Origin of the sequence: Citrobacter sp. Cpo071 (genome assembly GCF_030332765.1) — a bacterium.
Lineage (GTDB): Bacteria > Pseudomonadota > Gammaproteobacteria > Enterobacterales > Enterobacteriaceae > Citrobacter > Citrobacter portucalensis.
Genome location: NZ_JAOWHE010000060.1, coordinates 142,232 through 157,825 on the forward strand (window position 1 = coordinate 142,232; position 15,594 = coordinate 157,825).

General features: G+C 53.9%; 14 protein-coding genes and 1 tRNA gene. 12 read left to right on the top strand and 3 right to left on the bottom strand.

What is annotated here, in order from left to right; genetic code table 11:
• Positions 1-112: 112 nt before the first annotated feature.
• The 5 genes from dcuA (at position 113) to OGY09_RS02625 (ending at position 4,415) form a co-directional block, all read left to right on the top strand.
• Positions 113-1,414, top strand: coding sequence for an anaerobic C4-dicarboxylate transporter DcuA (dcuA, locus tag OGY09_RS02605; protein ID WP_003830670.1), 1,302 nt, complete (start codon positions 113-115; stop codon positions 1,412-1,414).
• A 128-nt stretch (positions 1,415-1,542) separates the two neighbouring features.
• The gene (cutA, locus tag OGY09_RS02610) at positions 1,543-1,890 is read left to right on the top strand and encodes a divalent cation tolerance protein CutA (protein WP_003025447.1); all 348 of its coding nucleotides are present in this window, start codon (positions 1,543-1,545) and stop codon (positions 1,888-1,890) included.
• A complete protein-coding gene (locus tag OGY09_RS02615; RefSeq protein ID WP_032942155.1) occupies positions 1,866-3,575 on the top strand; it encodes a protein-disulfide reductase DsbD in 1,710 nt (569 codons plus the stop codon). Before cutA ends, OGY09_RS02615 begins: the two co-directional genes overlap by 25 nt.
• Before the next feature lie 36 nt (positions 3,576-3,611).
• On the top strand, positions 3,612-4,187 hold the full coding sequence (locus OGY09_RS02620; RefSeq protein WP_008785982.1) for a transcriptional regulator: 576 nt from the start codon (positions 3,612-3,614) through the stop codon (positions 4,185-4,187).
• Positions 4,188-4,339: 152 nt separating this feature from the next.
• Positions 4,340-4,415, top strand: a tRNA-Phe gene (locus OGY09_RS02625).
• A 180-nt stretch (positions 4,416-4,595) separates the two neighbouring features.
• Here OGY09_RS02625 and OGY09_RS02630 read toward each other — a convergent pair.
• Complete coding sequence (locus tag OGY09_RS02630; protein WP_032942153.1) at positions 4,596-5,648, bottom strand: AraC family transcriptional regulator; 1,053 nt, start codon at positions 5,646-5,648, stop codon at positions 4,596-4,598.
• A gap of 286 nt (positions 5,649-5,934) precedes the next feature.
• Here OGY09_RS02630 and OGY09_RS02635 point away from each other — a divergent pair, with 286 nt between their 5' ends.
• Positions 5,935-6,501 (top strand): RBBP9/YdeN family alpha/beta hydrolase, encoded by a 567-nt coding sequence (locus tag OGY09_RS02635; RefSeq protein ID WP_032942152.1) that lies wholly within the window; start codon positions 5,935-5,937, stop codon positions 6,499-6,501.
• An 82-nt stretch (positions 6,502-6,583) separates the two neighbouring features.
• Positions 6,584-8,245 carry a fatty acid--CoA ligase gene (locus OGY09_RS02640; RefSeq protein WP_032942150.1) on the top strand — a complete coding sequence of 554 codons (1,662 nt, stop codon included), beginning with the start codon at positions 6,584-6,586 and terminating at the stop codon, positions 8,243-8,245.
• Between the two features lie 298 nt (positions 8,246-8,543).
• Here OGY09_RS02640 and OGY09_RS02645 read toward each other — a convergent pair whose 3' ends face one another.
• Positions 8,544-8,753 carry a hypothetical protein gene (locus OGY09_RS02645; protein ID WP_032942147.1) on the bottom strand — a complete coding sequence of 70 codons (210 nt, stop codon included), beginning with the start codon at positions 8,751-8,753 and terminating at the stop codon, positions 8,544-8,546.
• Here OGY09_RS02645 and OGY09_RS02650 point away from each other — a divergent pair.
• The 5 genes from OGY09_RS02650 to OGY09_RS02670 all read left to right on the top strand — a co-directional run bounded on the left by OGY09_RS02650 (position 8,740) and on the right by OGY09_RS02670 (position 13,508).
• Positions 8,740-9,720 carry a quinone oxidoreductase family protein gene (locus tag OGY09_RS02650; protein ID WP_032942146.1) on the top strand — a complete coding sequence of 327 codons (981 nt, stop codon included), beginning with the start codon at positions 8,740-8,742 and terminating at the stop codon, positions 9,718-9,720. The genes OGY09_RS02645 and OGY09_RS02650 overlap by 14 nt on opposite strands.
• Before the next feature lie 11 nt (positions 9,721-9,731).
• Positions 9,732-10,580, top strand: coding sequence for a TauD/TfdA dioxygenase family protein (locus OGY09_RS02655; protein WP_032942145.1), 849 nt, complete (start codon positions 9,732-9,734; stop codon positions 10,578-10,580).
• Positions 10,581-10,655: 75 nt separating this feature from the next.
• A complete protein-coding gene (locus tag OGY09_RS02660) occupies positions 10,656-11,708 on the top strand; it encodes a beta-keto acid cleavage family enzyme (RefSeq protein ID WP_032942144.1) in 1,053 nt (350 codons plus the stop codon).
• Positions 11,709-11,818: 110 nt separating this feature from the next.
• Positions 11,819-13,156: an MFS transporter gene (locus tag OGY09_RS02665; RefSeq protein WP_050592460.1), complete on the top strand. Its 1,338-nt coding sequence runs from the start codon at positions 11,819-11,821 to the stop codon at positions 13,154-13,156.
• 25 nt (positions 13,157-13,181) lie between these two features.
• A complete protein-coding gene (locus OGY09_RS02670) occupies positions 13,182-13,508 on the top strand; it encodes a Rieske (2Fe-2S) protein (RefSeq protein WP_032942143.1) in 327 nt (108 codons plus the stop codon).
• Positions 13,509-13,527: 19 nt separating this feature from the next.
• Here OGY09_RS02670 and OGY09_RS02675 read toward each other — a convergent pair whose 3' ends face one another.
• Positions 13,528-15,249 carry a SulP family inorganic anion transporter gene (locus tag OGY09_RS02675; protein ID WP_050592459.1) on the bottom strand — a complete coding sequence of 574 codons (1,722 nt, stop codon included), beginning with the start codon at positions 15,247-15,249 and terminating at the stop codon, positions 13,528-13,530.
• Positions 15,250-15,594: the final 345 nt, after the last annotated feature.

Consider the following 15,594-nt stretch of genomic DNA (forward strand, 5'->3'; position numbering starts at 1 on the left):
TGTAGGGTAGTACCGGAGAAGGCACGTCATGATGACGTGCCTTTTTTCTTACTCGAAGTTACTTAAAAACAACAATTTAATATCAACTTGTTAAACAACAAGGAAGGCTAATATGATAGTTTTAGAACTTATCATCGTTTTGCTGGCAATCTTTTTAGGTGCCAGACTTGGGGGTATCGGTATTGGATTTGCAGGTGGGCTGGGTGTTCTGGTTCTCGCCGCTATCGGCGTAAAACCCGGTAATATCCCGTTCGATGTTATTTCCATCATCATGGCGGTTATCGCTGCCATTTCAGCTATGCAGATTGCAGGTGGTCTGGACTATCTGGTTCATCAAACTGAAAAACTGCTGCGTAAAAACCCGAAATACATCACGATCCTTGCACCTATCGTGACCTATTTCCTGACTATCTTCGCAGGTACCGGCAACATCTCTCTGGCAACGCTGCCAGTTATCGCTGAAGTTGCGAAAGAACAAGGGATCAAACCTTGCCGTCCGCTCTCTACTGCAGTGGTTTCTGCACAGATTGCGATTACGGCTTCTCCAATCTCCGCAGCCGTGGTTTACATGTCTTCCGTAATGGAAGGTCATGGCATCAGCTACATTCACCTGCTGTCCGTGGTCATTCCTTCCACCCTGCTGGCTGTTCTGGTCATGTCCTTCCTGGTAACTGCGCTGTTCAACTCCAAACTGTCTGACGATCCGATTTATCGTAAGCGTCTGGAAGAAGGCCTGGTTGAACTGCGTGGTGAAAGACAAGTTGAAATCAAAGCGGGCGCAAAAACTTCTGTTTGGTTGTTCCTGCTGGGCGTGGTTTGTGTCGTCGTATATGCGATCGTCAACAGCCCAAGCCTCGGTCTGGTCGCTAAGCCGCTGATGAACACCACCAACGCAATCCTGATCATCATGCTGAGCATCGCGACGCTGACCACGATCATCTGCCGCGTTGAAACTGACTCCATCCTGAACTCCAGCACTTTCAAAGCCGGTATGAGCGCCTGTATTTGTATCCTGGGTGTTGCATGGCTGGGTGATACCTTCGTATCTCACAACATTGACTGGATCAAAGATACTGCAGGTAGCGTAATTCAGGGTCATCCGTGGCTGCTGGCTGTCATCTTCTTCTTTGCTTCTGCACTGCTGTACTCTCAGGCTGCAACCGCTAAAGCACTGATGCCGATGGCTCTGGCTCTGAACGTTTCCCCACTGACTGCTGTTGCGTCTTTCGCCGCGGTTTCTGGCCTGTTCATTCTGCCAACCTACCCAACTCTGGTTGCGGCAGTTCAGATGGATGACACCGGTACAACTCGCATCGGTAAATTCGTCTTTAACCATCCGTTCTTCATCCCGGGTACTCTGGGTGTGGTTCTGGCTGTCTGCTTCGGCTTCTTGCTGGGCAGCTTCATGCTGTAAGTTTTTCCTGCAGGGTGCCTGGGCGCCCTGCAGTTCCTCCTCCCCACCCCGCTTTAGCTAACATCCTTCCCTCGTCCGTTGTATAGTGACCATTCTTTTGCTGGTTACTCTGTTCTTTCGAGGTGTTTATGCTTGATGTAAAGAGTCAGGATATTTCCATCCCCGATACCGTTGTGGTGCTCTGTACCGCCCCGGATGAAGCAACCGCCCAGGATCTCGCCGCCAAAGTGCTGGCGGAAAAGCTGGCTGCTTGCGTGACCCTGCTACCCGGTGCGACCTCCCTCTACTATTGGGAAGGCAAACTGGAACAGGAATATGAAGTCCAGATGATTTTAAAAACCACCGTCACACACCAGCAAGCCCTTCTCGATTGCCTGAAGTCACATCATCCGTATCAAACGCCTGAACTTCTGGTTTTACCCGTCACTCACGGAGACTTTGATTACCGCTCATGGCTCAACGCATCCTTACGCTGATCCTGCTGCTGTGCAGCACATCTACCTTTGCCGGATTATTTGACGCGCCTGGCCGCTCGCAGTTTGTTCCTACCGATCGGGCGTTTGTTTTTGATTTTCAGCAAAACCAACACGATCTGAACCTCACATGGCAGGTTAAAGATGGCTACTATCTGTATCGCAAACAGATAAGCATTACGCCATCTCAGGCCGATATTGCTGAGGTAAAACTGCCGCCAGGCGTCTGGCATGAAGATGAGTTTTACGGCAAAAGTAAGATTTACCGTAAACAGCTGACTGTCCCGATCACGATCAATCAGGCTAAGTCTGGCGCAACATTAACGATCACATATCAGGGCTGCGCCGACGCCGGATTTTGCTATCCGCCAGAAACAAAAACGGTGCCATTAAGTGAAGTGTCTGCTGGTTCCGCGGCCGCCTCTGAGCCAGCCCCAGCCACTGCAGATCCGCAAGAGAAACCGCAGCCCACGGCCCAACTCCCCTTCTCCGCACTGTGGGCATTGCTGATCGGAATTGGTATCGCGTTTACGCCTTGCGTACTGCCGATGTATCCGTTGATTTCCGGTATCGTACTGGGTGGCAAGCAGCGCTTATCAACCGGACGGGCACTGCTGCTGACGTTTATCTACGTTCAAGGGATGGCGCTCACCTATACCGCGCTGGGTTTGGTTGTTGCAGCCGCCGGTTTGCAGTTCCAGGCTGCGCTTCAGCATCCCTACGTCCTGATTGGCCTTGCCGTCATCTTTACGCTGCTGGCTCTGTCGATGTTTGGCTTGTTCACGCTGCAATTGCCTTCATCACTGCAAACGCGTCTCACGCTAATGAGTAACCGCCAGCAAGGCGGATCTCCCGGCAGCGTCTTTGCGATGGGGGCGATTGCTGGCCTCATCTGTTCTCCTTGCACAACGGCCCCGCTAAGCGCGATTTTGCTGTATATCGCTCAGAGCGGGAACATGTGGCTGGGAGGTGGCACACTGTATCTGTATGCGTTGGGGATGGGATTACCCCTGATGCTGATTACCGTATTTGGCAACCGCCTGCTGCCTAAAAGTGGCCCATGGATGGAACATGTCAAAACCGCTTTTGGCTTTGTCATTCTGGCGCTTCCCGTCTTCTTACTCGAACGTATCGTTGGCGACGAGTGGGGCGTTCGCTTATGGTCACTGCTAGGCGTCGCGTTCTTTGGCTGGGCGTTCATCACCAGCCTGCAGGCAAAGCACGCCTGGATGCGTATCGTGCAGATTGTCCTGTTAGCCGCAGCACTGGTAAGCGTGCGTCCATTGCAAGACTGGGCGTTCGGCGCGCCATATGCTCAAACCCAGGCACATCTTAACTTCACGCCGGTGGCATCGATAGATGCGTTAAATCAAGCACTGGCGCAAGCTAAAGGCAGGCCAGTCATGCTGGATCTATATGCCGACTGGTGTGTAGCCTGTAAGGAATTTGAAAAGTACACGTTCAGTAATCCGCAGGTTCAGCAAGCGCTAGGCAACACAGTGCTATTGCAGGCGGATGTGACAGCAAACAATGCACAGGATGTCGCACTCCTGAAACATCTACAGGTTTTAGGTTTGCCGACTATCTTGTTCTTTGATGCCGAGGGGAAAGAGCACCCGGAAGCTCGGGTTACGGGCTTTATGGATGCCGCGACCTTCAGCGCACATTTGCGCGATCGCCAACCGTGAGCGACACTTGCAACAGGAAATACGGAGGAGAATACCGTGCAACGTGAAGATGTCCTGGGAGAAGCCCTGAAATTACTTGAGGTGCAAGGGATAGCCAATACCACGCTGGAAATGGTGGCCGAACGCATCGATTATCCTCTGGATGAACTGCAGCGCTTTTGGCCCGATAAAGAGGCCATTCTGTACGATGCGCTGCGTTACCTCAGCCAGCGGGTGGATATCTGGCGGCGTCAGCTTTTACTGGATGACACGCTGAGCGCTGAGCAGAAATTACTGGCGCGCTACACTGCGCTGTCCGAATGCGTGAGCAATAATCGCTATCCCGGCTGTTTGTTCATCGCCGCCTGTACGTTTTACCCCGATCCCGGGCATCCGATCCATCAGTTAGCCGATCAGCAAAAAAAGGCGGCACATGACTTCACCCATGAGCTGCTGACGACGCTGGAAGTTGACGACCCGGCAATGGTCGCCAAACAGATGGAACTGGTGCTGGAAGGCTGCCTGAGCCGCATGCTGGTTAATCGTAGCCATGCTGATGTCGAAACGGCACACCGCCTGGCTGAAGATATCCTGCGCTTTGCCCAGTGCCGAATGGGCGGTGCGCTGACCTAAGCGAGCATTATCTGTTTTCGTCGTCTCTGCCGGATAGATTTGTGCAAACTTCAGGCATAACCATGCAGATTGCCGCAATATTAAGCGGTTGAACAATGTTTCCAGAAATTTGATTGACTGACAGACGTGAATACGGTTTAATGCGCCCCGTTGCCCGGATAGCTCAGTCGGTAGAGCAGGGGATTGAAAATCCCCGTGTCCTTGGTTCGATTCCGAGTCCGGGCACCACTATTTAGAAGAACCCGCCTATGGCGGGTTTTTTGCTTTCAGGGCTCCGCAAGATTTCTTATCGTTTTGCCCACAGCGACTCCCACCCCACCTCATCACGACACTTAAACCTTTCACTGGAACCACGATGGTACTGCAAAAAATATAGCGGTATCAGGCACACCTCTTTGTCTGGCGTGCTTAACCGTAGGCTAAATTTGAGTAATTTATCTGAACAACCTTGGGCACAATACTGTTGCGGGAGCGCCAGGTCGCGGGAGGCATACCGAACTGGGCACTGAACCAGCGGGTGAAGGAACTGGGCATAGAGTAGCCTAGCATGTCAGCGATATGGCCAAGAGAGTAGCCTGGATTCTGCAGGTAGCGAATAACCAGATCGCGCCGCACTTCATTGATAAGCTCGCTGAAGGTCGCTCCGCTCTCTTCCAGATGGCGTTGCAGGGTCCGCACATTCATCCCCAGGGTGCGAGAGATCTGCTCTATGGTGGCGCGTCCCATGGGTAACCGCAGGTAGATAGACTTACGTACATCGAACAGCAAAGACTGGCGGTTTTCCACCAGCAGGGAGTCGAGATAGTTGCGCGCATGGCGGGCCATGGCCTTGTTGGCCAGCGGATTGGCGATGTCCAAATCGGCAGCCTTACAGACAATACCATTGAATTCACAGCCAAATTCCACCTTACAACCGAATATGCGTTTGTGGACGGTGAGATCCTTCGGCGCAGAGTGGGTGAAGTTGATGCTGATGGGATGCCAATTTGCACCAACGCCAACCTGAGCAGCGCAAAAACGATACATAACCCCAACCGCAAGCTCCGTGGCATGGCGTGACGAGATGGGGATGTCGGTGATCACCTCCTCGCGAATGATAACCGTCTTACCCGCCTCCTCAACGAAGATTGCCAGCGAGTCATTGCACAGGTGGCGATACTGCACTATCCCCTGTAGCGCATCGCGCAGAGTGGGCAGGTGACTGAGCAGCAGACTTATCTCGCCAAAATCCGACAGATGACGATGCTCCGCCATCCGCAGACCCAGGGTATCGCACCCGCTGACGAGGGCAGACTGTTCAATAAGCTTAATGGCAGTGGAGACGGGAATGCGTTGATTAGGCATACCCAGGACGTAAGCACTGAGCCCCACCTGCGCTAATAAATGCTGCGTATTGAGGCCGAGTTGACGAGTGACGTCCAGATAATTGGTGAGGATGGCAGCTCTGGCTAAGACAGTCATAGTGCAGCTTCCTTAAAGGATTAATCTGTGTCGAAAACTGTTTGCTAACATTTAATTAGCAGTCACGTAACAAAATGGAAAGTTTTTCATCTCCGTTTTGCAACATTGACACTTCCCTTTTTTGAAAAAGTGGGATAGCGCTGGCAGAGGTCTTAGTCTTATTTGCTCCTGTCGTGAAATGACAAATCCATGGCGTCAAAAGTAAAGCAATGTGAATGTTTGGGCTTTACTGTTGCTCGCGAGACCCTGGGCTCTGGCAGGGCCCGTATGGAGAGCAAAAAGTCATATGGATAAATTGCATACCAAGGCTACAGTGCTAATCGTCCCCGGATTACGCGAACATGTAGCGGAACATTGGCAGACACATCTGGCGGCAAGCCTCGCCAGCGTGCGTTCAGTACCTCCTCTGACCCAGGACAAGCTCAATTGCCGTGCTCGTGTCGAGGCCATTGCACAGGCGCTCACGCAGATAGATGGCCCCGTCATACTGGTGGCGCACAGTGCCGGTGTACTGATGACAGTGCATTGGGCGCTGCAGCATCAACACCAAATCCAGGGGGCTTTGCTGGTCACCCCGCCAGATCTTGACGCCCTTTGGCCAGCCCAGTACCCGAGCCATGAAACCCTACAGGCTGGGGGCTGGTATCCGTTGCCACGCACGCGGTTGCCGTTTCCAAGCCTTGTGGCCCTCAGCAACAATGATCCCCTTGCCAGCGCTGACGCAGTGCGAGCCATGGCGACCGACTGGGGCAGTGAGATTGTTGAACTGGGTGCCGTGGGTCACCTCAATCCGGCAAGCGGCTTCGGTCCATGGCCCCAGGGACTGGAGCTGGTGCGCCGCCTCGACATCTGAAGCAAACGCCAGGGAGTAAAGGCCAACCTTCATCTACAATTGCCATCATACCGAGCAAATAATGAGTCAACGAGGAATCTGGATGGTGAAAACAAGAGTCATACAGTCAGCGCAGGGAGCCCATGCCTATCCGTTGCTGATCAAGAGCTTGCTGCTGTCGGGTGGGCGTTCTCATCCCGAGCGAGAAATCGTCTACGCCGACAAGCTGCGTTACGACTATCGCACCCTCAAACAGCGCATCCATCGCCTGGCAAACATGCTGACAGCGGCCGGTGTCATGCCTGGAGACACCGTCGCCCTGCTAGATTGGGACAGCCATCGCGCCCTCGAGTGCTTCTTCGCGGTGCCTATGATTGGTGCCGTGCTACACACGGTGAACGTCCGCTTCTCGGCGGACCAAATCGCTTACACCATGAATCATGCCGAGGACAACCTGGTACTGGTGCACGACGACTTCTTGCCGGTTGTCGAGTCACTGGCAGAGACGCTAACCACTGTCCGGGGATACATCCAGCTTAGCGACGAAGAATCGAAGGCAACCAGCCTGCCGGTGCTGGGGGAATATGAGACCCTGCTGGCCGCAGCGGGAGATCGCTTTGACTTCCCCGACTTCGATGAAAACTCGGTAGCGACCTTGTTCTACACCACTGGAACCACGGGCAATCCCAAGGGGGTCTACTTCAGCCATCGTCAGCTGGTCCTGCACACACTCAATGAGCTGGGTCTCCTGGCAGCCCACGAGGGACAGTCGCTGCTACGATCGAACGATGTCTACATGCCGATCACTCCTATGTTTCACGTGCACGCCTGGGGCGCTCCCTATGTCGCAACAATGCTGGGTGTGAAGCAGGTCTACCCCGGTCGTTACGAACCCAACAAGCTGGTGCGGTTCTATCACGATGAGGGTGTAACCTTCTCGCACTGTGTGCCAACCATCTTGCAAATGATCCTCGAGTGCGACGAAGCCACACGGACCGATCTGTCGGGATGGAAGATGTTGCTGGGTGGCAGTTCACTGTCCCTTGGACTGGCGACACAGGCCCACCATAAGGGCATACGCATTCACGCTGGCTATGGTATGTCTGAAACCTGTCCCCTGCTCTGTATGACCCACTTAAGCGATGCCGAGCTGGCCCTTCCCATGGATGAGCAGTTACCCCTGCGGATTCGGACCGGCCTGCCTGTTCCGTTGGTGGATCTGCGTATCGTCGATGGCGAAGGTCGGGAGGTAGTGCACGACGGCGAAGCCCTGGGTGAAATAGTGGTGCGAGCCCCTTGGCTGACTCAGGGCTACCTGAAGGAACCCGAGAAAGGAGCTGAGCTATGGAATGGCAGTTGGCTGCATACCGGCGACATTGCCTCTATCGATCCCCATGGGATAGTGGAAATAAAGGATCGCATCAAAGACGTAATCAAGACGGGCGGTGAGTGGATAAGCACGCTGGAGCTGGAGAGCCTCATCAGCTCACACGCGGCTGTCAGGTCGGTAGCCGTCGTCGGGATACCTGATGAACAGTGGGGCGAACGCCCCCTGGCTCTGGTGGTTTGTAAGGAAGGGGAGGACCTGGAGCCGCAGGCCATAGTGGCGCATCTGCAAGGATTCGTCGACCGCGGCCACATCAATAAATGGGCGATCCCACGACAGATAAGGATAGTCCCGGAAATTCCCAAAACCAGCGTCGGCAAGATCAACAAGCGCTTGATCCGCGAGCTCGAAGCCAGCAATGGGAAGGAAAGCATTTAAGCGATCTGTCGCATTCATAGCGTAAGGTTAACAACAGTCACGCTGTCTATATTTCAGGTAGCATGTCGGTATCAATGCTCTGCCGGGGATCTCACCGTCCCCGCGCGGATGCTGATCGCCCTTTAGCAAAATGGGTGCCCGTTCAATGCCAGCTTCGGTGAAGTTAATATCGCCGGCATTCTCCAGTATCAAATCAATACATTCCGTCGCCAACGCATCAGTGTGGGCCATTAATAACAGGCCTCTGCTTAGCACTTTTCAGCATAGTGATTGCTCATTAAATTCAAATAATTGCCCCTTAAGAAACATTATTACGGCCATCTAGCGGGGTCATATTTTGCTGGTTTCCCCCAGCTAAAATGATGAATTCACGGCGGTCGTCACGAGATGAAAAGCGGCTGTCGCCAGATGAAAAGCGAACATCTACGTAACCACCTAGATTCAATTCAGTTCGAGGCATTTTGCCCACATTAAAGACGAGCTGGAGAATAAAGATGGCCAGAGCCATACGCTTTTATGAGACTGGGGGGCCGCAGGTACTGCGCTGCGAAGACGTCAACGTCGGAGAGCCCGGCCCCGGTGAAGTTCGCCTGCGCCAGGTCACTGTCGGTCTGAACTATGCCGACACCTATTTCCGCAATGGTACCTATCCTGTCCCGATGCCGAGTGGCATGGGCGTCGAGGCGGCTGGGGTAGTCGAGGCCATCGGCACCGGGGTGACTAACGTGGCGGTGGGCGATCGTGTCACCTACACAGGGTTCCTCAATACCCTCGGCGCTTATGCAACTGAGCGACTGATCCCAGCAGCACCGCTCATCAAGCTACCCGACAACATTTCTTTCGAGACGGCTGCCGCCATGACCATGCGCGGGCTGACTTCTGCCTATTTGATGCGCCGCATCCATCACTTCAAGCCCGGTGACACCATCTTGTTGCATGCCGCCGCGGGTGGTGTCGGCCTTATCGTTGCCCAGTGGGCTAAGCTGCTCGGCTTGACTGTGATCGGCACCGTCTCCAGTGAGGCTAAAGCCGAGGTGGCTCGTGCCCATGGCTGCGATTACATCATCGACTATAGCCATGAAGATGTGGCCAAACGCGTGCGCACCCTGACTGAGGGCGTCGGCGTCAATGTTGTGTTCGACAGCGTCGGTAAGAGTACCTTCATGGGCTCGCTGGACTCGCTCAAGCGTCGCGGCCTGATGGTCTGCGTCGGCACCGCGTCCGGCCCAGTCCCACCCTTCGATCCTGTATTGCTGGCGATGAAGGGATCTCTCCATCTGACCCGCCCGGCGCTGGCCGACTACATCGCCGATCCGGTCGAAAAAGCGGCCCTTGCCGCCGAGCTATTCGAGCATGTCGGCAGCGGGCGTATCCGAATTGAGATCAACCAAAAATATGCACTGCAAGATGCGGTAAAAGCCCACAGCGATCTCGAATCTCGCAAGACCACGGGCTCATCGATCTTTGTCATCTAGGGGAGCATGGTATGCGTGTAGAACAACTGACCTACCATATCGGCGCTGAGCTAAGCGGTGTTCGTCTGGCCGACGCGATTCATGACACAGGCCTGTTTAAGGAGATCCGGGCACAACTGCTCCGACACCGGGTTCTTTTCCTGCGTAAGCAGGAAATCAGCCGTGCCGAACACGTCGCTTTCGCCAGATTATTCGGCGAGCTGGAGGATCATCCGGTGATAGGCAGTGACCCGGATCATCCTGGTTTGGTTCGTATCTACAAGACGCCAGATGTGGTGAACGAACGTTATGAAAATGCCTGGCACACCGACGCGACCTGGCGCGAAAAGCCGCCACTGGGCTGCGTGTTGCGCTGTGTCGAGAGTCCGCAAGTGGGTGGAGATACGCTCTGGGCCAACATGGTAGTGGCCTATCAGAACCTGCCCGACGAAATAAAACAGAAAATAGCAGGCTTGCGTGCCTACCATAGTCTGGAAGCCAGCTTCGGAGCGACTGCCCCCATCGAGAAGCGGCTGGCACTCAAGGCACAGTTCCCGGACGCAGAGCATCCGGTGGTGCGAACCCATCCAGAAACAGATGAGAAGATCCTGTTCGTCAACGCGTTCACCACGCACTTTAGCAACTACCATACCCCGCAGCATGTTCGCTACGGACAGGACTATAGCATGGGTGGCAGTGACCTACTGCGCTATCTGATAAGCCAGGCCTACCTTCCTGAATACCAGGTTCGCTGGCGCTGGCAGTCCGACAGTATCGCCATCTGGGACAACCGCAGCACCCAGCACTATGCCGCAATGGACTACCCGCCTTGCCACCGCAAGATGGAGCGGGCCGGGATCATGGGCGACAAACCCTTCTAGATTCTATCGCCGCCCAGGTGAATTTGCCTGGGTGGATCAACGACTCATCAAGACCCTTATACCAGGAGAGAATAGATGCAATTTTTTGACGATTCCCTGCACCCGGAGAACATGGAAAAGGTCGTGATCACCGTGGCTCCTTACGGCCCGGAGTGGGCGCCAGAAGACTTCCCGGAAGATATCCCAGTCACCATGGGGGAGCAAATCCAGAAGGCAGTGGATTGCTACGAAGCCGGTGCAACGGTGCTGCACCTGCATGTACGTGAGTTAGATGGTACCGGCTCCAAGCGACTGTCCAAGTTCAACGAGCTGATTGCCGGGGTGCGCAAGGCCGTACCGGATATGATTATTCAGGTTGGAGGCTCCATATCTTTCGCCCCGGAAAGTGATGGCGAGGCGGCCAAGTGGTTATCTGACGACACCCGCCACATGCTGGCTGAGCTGACGCCTAAGCCGGATCAGGTCACGGTCGCCATTAACACCACCCAGATGAACATTATGGAGCTGCTCTATCCGGAATACCTGGAAGGTACCTCTCTGGCTAACCCGGCTTTGCAGGCCGCTTACAGTGAAATGACAGTACCGGCGGGTCCGGCCTGGGTAGCAGAGCATCTCAGACGCCTACAAGCTCATGGCATCCAGCCACATTTTCAGCTGACCGGCATGCACGCCTATGAAACGCTGGAGCGTCTGGTGCGCAAGGGAATCTACATGGGCCCACTCAATCTGACCTGGATAGGCATCGGCGGCGGTTTCGATGGCCCCAACCCACATAACTTCATGAACTTCGTCCAGTGCGTACCAGATGGATGCACCCTGACAGCCGAATCCCTGCTCAAAAACGTGCTTCCCTTCAACATGATGGCCATGGCTATAGGTCTGCACCCGCGCTGCGGCATTGAGGACACCATTATTGGTCAGAACGGTCAGCGCATGAGCTCGGTCGAGCAGATCAGACAGTGTGTACGGGTGGCGCACGAGTTGGGCCGCGATGTGGCAAACGGCAAGGAAGCTCGCGCTATCTATCGTATCGGTGTGCAGTACGACAGTATCGAGCAAACGCTGATAGCCAACGGCATGGCACCGAATCGCAAAGCTGGCGAGAAAGGTGTACCGCAGCGCTGCTAAACGAGATACGCCGCTCCTCCACTGCGGGTGGGGCGACCTGACAAACGCGGTTTGCAAAAAGGTCACCGTCCTGAGCACTCCGTGGCGCGGACAAATGAATGAGGAACTGTATGGCTACGTATCATATCAACAACGATGACGAAGCGAGCAAGGTTACCGTTCCGCGTCGTTATGCCTGGATTGTCTTTGCGCTGACCTTTGGATTGCTTATCTCAGACTATATGTCGCGTCAGGTACTCAACGCCATCTTCCCCATGCTGAAGGGAGAATGGGCGCTTACGGATACTCAGCTTGGTCTGCTCAGCGGTATAGTGGCGCTAATGGTCGGGTTACTGACCTTCCCGCTCTCTCTGCTGGCGGATCGCTTTGGCCGGGTAAAAAGCCTGGCGCTGATGGCCATGTTGTGGAGCCTGGCGACGCTGGGCTGTGCCGTGGCCCAGAGTTACGAACAGATGTTCATCGCCCGCTTCCTGGTCGGAGTGGGCGAGGCTGCTTATGGCAGCGTTGGTATCGCCGTCGTGGTCTCTGTCTTCCCCAGGGAGATGCGGGCTACTTTGTCAGGTGCTTTCATCTCCGGCGGTATGTTTGGCTCTGTACTGGGTATGGCTTTCGGTGGTTTTCTGGCCCATCTGATGGGCTGGCGTCTGGCCTTCGCTGGCATGGCGCTGTTCGGACTGGTGCTGGCGGCGCTCTATCCCATCATCGTCAAGGAAGGCCGCATTTCGCCCGCGGGTAGCGTAGCTCGCCCTGCCCCTGCGGCCTACAGCAAGTCGTTGCGTACGCTCTATTCCAGTCGCTCCGTGATTTCAGCCTATGTTGGTAGCGGCTTGCAACTGTTTGTCGGCGGAACCGTCATCGTCTGGATGCCGAGCTATCTTAACCGTTATTACGAAATGGGCACGGATAAGGCGGGAAGCATTGCCGCCATAATAGTGCTGTTCAGCGGCGCGGGTATGATCCTCTGCGGCATTCTGAGCGACAAGTTGTGCCGGAACAGACCCGATCGCAAGATAAGCCTGGCCATTTTCTACAGCCTCAGCAGTTGCGCACTCTTGTCGCTGGCGTTCGCCTTGCCGACCGGTTTGCCCCAGCTGGTCTCGATTTGTCTGGGCATGTTCATCGCCACTGGCACTTCGGGCCCAGCGGGTGCCATGGTCGCCAACTTGACCAGCGCCAGCGTACACGGCACAGCCTTTGCCACCCTGACCCTAGCGAACAATTTGCTCGGGCTGGCGCCTGGTCCCTTTGTCACGGGACATATCTCCGATCTTATCGGTCTGGATAAAGCCTTCCAGCTAGTGCCTCTGGTCAGTATCGTGGTGGCAGCCATCTTCTTCTATGCCAAGCGGCACTATCACAAAGATATGGCCAGGCTGGAAAGTGATTCACCACCATCCATTGCTTGTGAACCGGACGCCACTCCCCATACCCATGGGGCTCGGACATAAACAGAATCGTGAAAGGAACCGCAAGATGAAAGCAAAATACATCACCGTTCCGGTCGGGCGCGTACCCGCTCCCGGTCAACGCGCCTTGATCGAGACAGAGGGCAAGAGTCTGGCGCTGTTCAACGTTGCCGGGCAGTTCCACGCCATTGATGATAGCTGTCCCCATCAGGGGGCGTCCCTGTGCGGAGGTCGTTTGGAAGGGGAAGTTATCCAGTGCTGCGCCCACGGTCTACGTTTCGATCTGCGCACAGGGTATCTGCTCAATTCAACCCAGCTTAAGGTCTGTCGCTACCCAGTCGAGCAAGTAGGCAATCAGCTCATTATCGTCATCGGCGCCTTCCATCCAGCCTGATCATTTACCTAAATCTGCTTTATTCAACAACGCCAGATTCACCCTCACTCATGCTTTCTTTGCTTTGAATGAACCGGAGCGCCAAATAAAGGTCTGGTGCCAGAATCATGTCGTCATCTTTCATTGTCGGTCGACTCTCCTTAAACCAGCGTGTTAACTCCGTTTTCCGGCCCGCAAGAATTAACTTAATCTGCCGCCCCTTCAGGTCCCGTTTTAACTCATTAATGGTTGCCAGAACGCTGATATCTGAATAGGTAAAGCAAGAAACGGCGTCAATGACCACCCATTTAGGTTGTAGTACTGCACCATCGACTAAATTCAAAACGCGGCGCTTAAAATAGGCCACATTAAAATAGGTCAGCGGTGAGTTAAACCGGTACATCAACACGCCAGGGATCATTTTCACATCGGTTGTATTACCTAATGAGTGAATCATCCCATTTTCGTCAATTCCCAATAAGTGTTCAGTAGGACGGAAAACTGTGCGCAGGAACTGCAACAGACCCAACAATACCGCAAGGCCAATCCCCTGAATAACACCAATAATCAGAACACAGCCAAAGGTGAAGAACGCCAGGCGAAATGCGGGTTTATTTCTTCGCCTCAGGTTCCAGAGTCCGCGTAAATCAATTAATGACCACGATGCATAAATTAGAACAATGCCTAATGCAGATACCGGAATAAATTGTAATGGCTGCGTGAAAAATACCACGACGATTCCGATGATTAAGGCAGCAACAACGGAAACAAGCTGGCTTTTCCCTCCAGAGGAATCATTTACTGCAGTCCGGGAATCGGCTCCGCTAATCGCAAACCCCTGAGATAAACCAGACATTAGATTCGCGACACCCAAAGCCCTGAACTCAGCATCAGCATTTATTTCGTATCCGTTTTTCGCGGCAAAACTGCGAGCGGTGAGCATCAGGCTAACAAAACTGACTAACGCCAGGTTCAGCGCAGGGATCAATAAATCACGCGCCAGACCAGGCTGAAACGAGCCCCAGTGAACGACGGGCAAACCAGACTGAAAGCCCGATCCCCCAATAGTGGCAATCCCATACTGCTGTGCAGATGTGATCCATACCAGTGCCGTTGTTATCACAATAGCAATCAACGGTGCTGGCCATTGGCTACGAAACGTTTTGATAGCTATTAAAATCGCTAACGTTAGGATGGAGATCCCTAAGGTTAATAAATGAATTTCTGAGAGTCGGCCAGGCAGGGCAATGATCTTCTCAATCACTTGCTCTTCATCAAGCGTAATCCCCAATACCTTACCGAGTTGCCCGACAATAATCGTCACGGCAACCCCGTTAAGCAGACCCGTTAGAATGGGATGCGAAAGCAAGTCAGCAAGCGCGCCCAGGCGAAATTTACTGGCAAGCAGGCACCATCCCCCCATCATCACAGTCATGACAATTGTCAACTGCCAGTGAAGTTCTGGGTTTCCGGAAGAAAGAGGAACCACAACGGCCGCAATCACCGCGCAGGTCGTGGCATCAGGACCAACAATCAATTGGCGGGAAGAACCAAACAGCGCATAAGCTAGCATTGGCAAAACGCAGGAATATAACCCGACGATAGCCCCGACTCCCGCCAACTCAGCGTAAGCAATCGCAACCGGTAGTGCTACGGCAGCAACGGATAACCCGGCTTTAACATCATGTTTTAGCCAGCTTTTATCGTACGCTAATAAATTTTTTAGCCCCGGCATGTAGTTTAATTCCATTTTTCCGAACACTTTATTCTCCGGATAGACCCTTACTTATAGATAAAGGTACACGTAACTGTCGCAGGCGATCCTGATATTTTCGGGAGGTAATACAGAAAATTCAGATTGGGGGTTTACCGCATATACCGCTGGATGGCTTGTGTTATGGAGGCTCAGGATATTGCTTTGCTCCCGATGGCACTGCGATGTGCCTGATGCGCTGCGCTTATCAGGCCTACAAAATACATTCAGCCCGCGGTTTTCATTCCACACAGACGCAAAAAAGCCCATCCGGCAGGATGGGCTTCTTCACTAAATTAATGCCTGGCAGTTTATGGCGGGCGTCCTGCCCGCCCCCCTCCGGGCCGTTGCTGC

Bases quoted from the DNA above. Each gene is read 5' to 3' on its own strand.
- dcuA (WP_003830670.1), top strand. From the start codon at position 113: ATGATAGTTTTAGAACTTATCATCGTTTTGCTGGCAATCTTTTTAGGT.
- cutA (WP_003025447.1), top strand. From the start codon at position 1,543: ATGCTTGATGTAAAGAGTCAGGATATTTCCATCCCCGATACCGTTGTG.
- OGY09_RS02615 (WP_032942155.1), top strand. From the start codon at position 1,866: ATGGCTCAACGCATCCTTACGCTGATCCTGCTGCTGTGCAGCACATCT.
- OGY09_RS02630 (WP_032942153.1), bottom strand. From the start codon at position 5,648: ATGACTGTCTTAGCCAGAGCTGCCATCCTCACCAATTATCTGGACGTC.
- OGY09_RS02635 (WP_032942152.1), top strand. From the start codon at position 5,935: ATGGATAAATTGCATACCAAGGCTACAGTGCTAATCGTCCCCGGATTA.
- OGY09_RS02640 (WP_032942150.1), top strand. From the start codon at position 6,584: ATGGTGAAAACAAGAGTCATACAGTCAGCGCAGGGAGCCCATGCCTAT.
- OGY09_RS02650 (WP_032942146.1), top strand. From the start codon at position 8,740: ATGGCCAGAGCCATACGCTTTTATGAGACTGGGGGGCCGCAGGTACTG.
- OGY09_RS02645 (WP_032942147.1), bottom strand. From the start codon at position 8,753: ATGGCTCTGGCCATCTTTATTCTCCAGCTCGTCTTTAATGTGGGCAAA.
- OGY09_RS02655 (WP_032942145.1), top strand. From the start codon at position 9,732: ATGCGTGTAGAACAACTGACCTACCATATCGGCGCTGAGCTAAGCGGT.
- OGY09_RS02660 (WP_032942144.1), top strand. From the start codon at position 10,656: ATGCAATTTTTTGACGATTCCCTGCACCCGGAGAACATGGAAAAGGTC.
- OGY09_RS02665 (WP_050592460.1), top strand. From the start codon at position 11,819: ATGGCTACGTATCATATCAACAACGATGACGAAGCGAGCAAGGTTACC.
- OGY09_RS02670 (WP_032942143.1), top strand. From the start codon at position 13,182: ATGAAAGCAAAATACATCACCGTTCCGGTCGGGCGCGTACCCGCTCCC.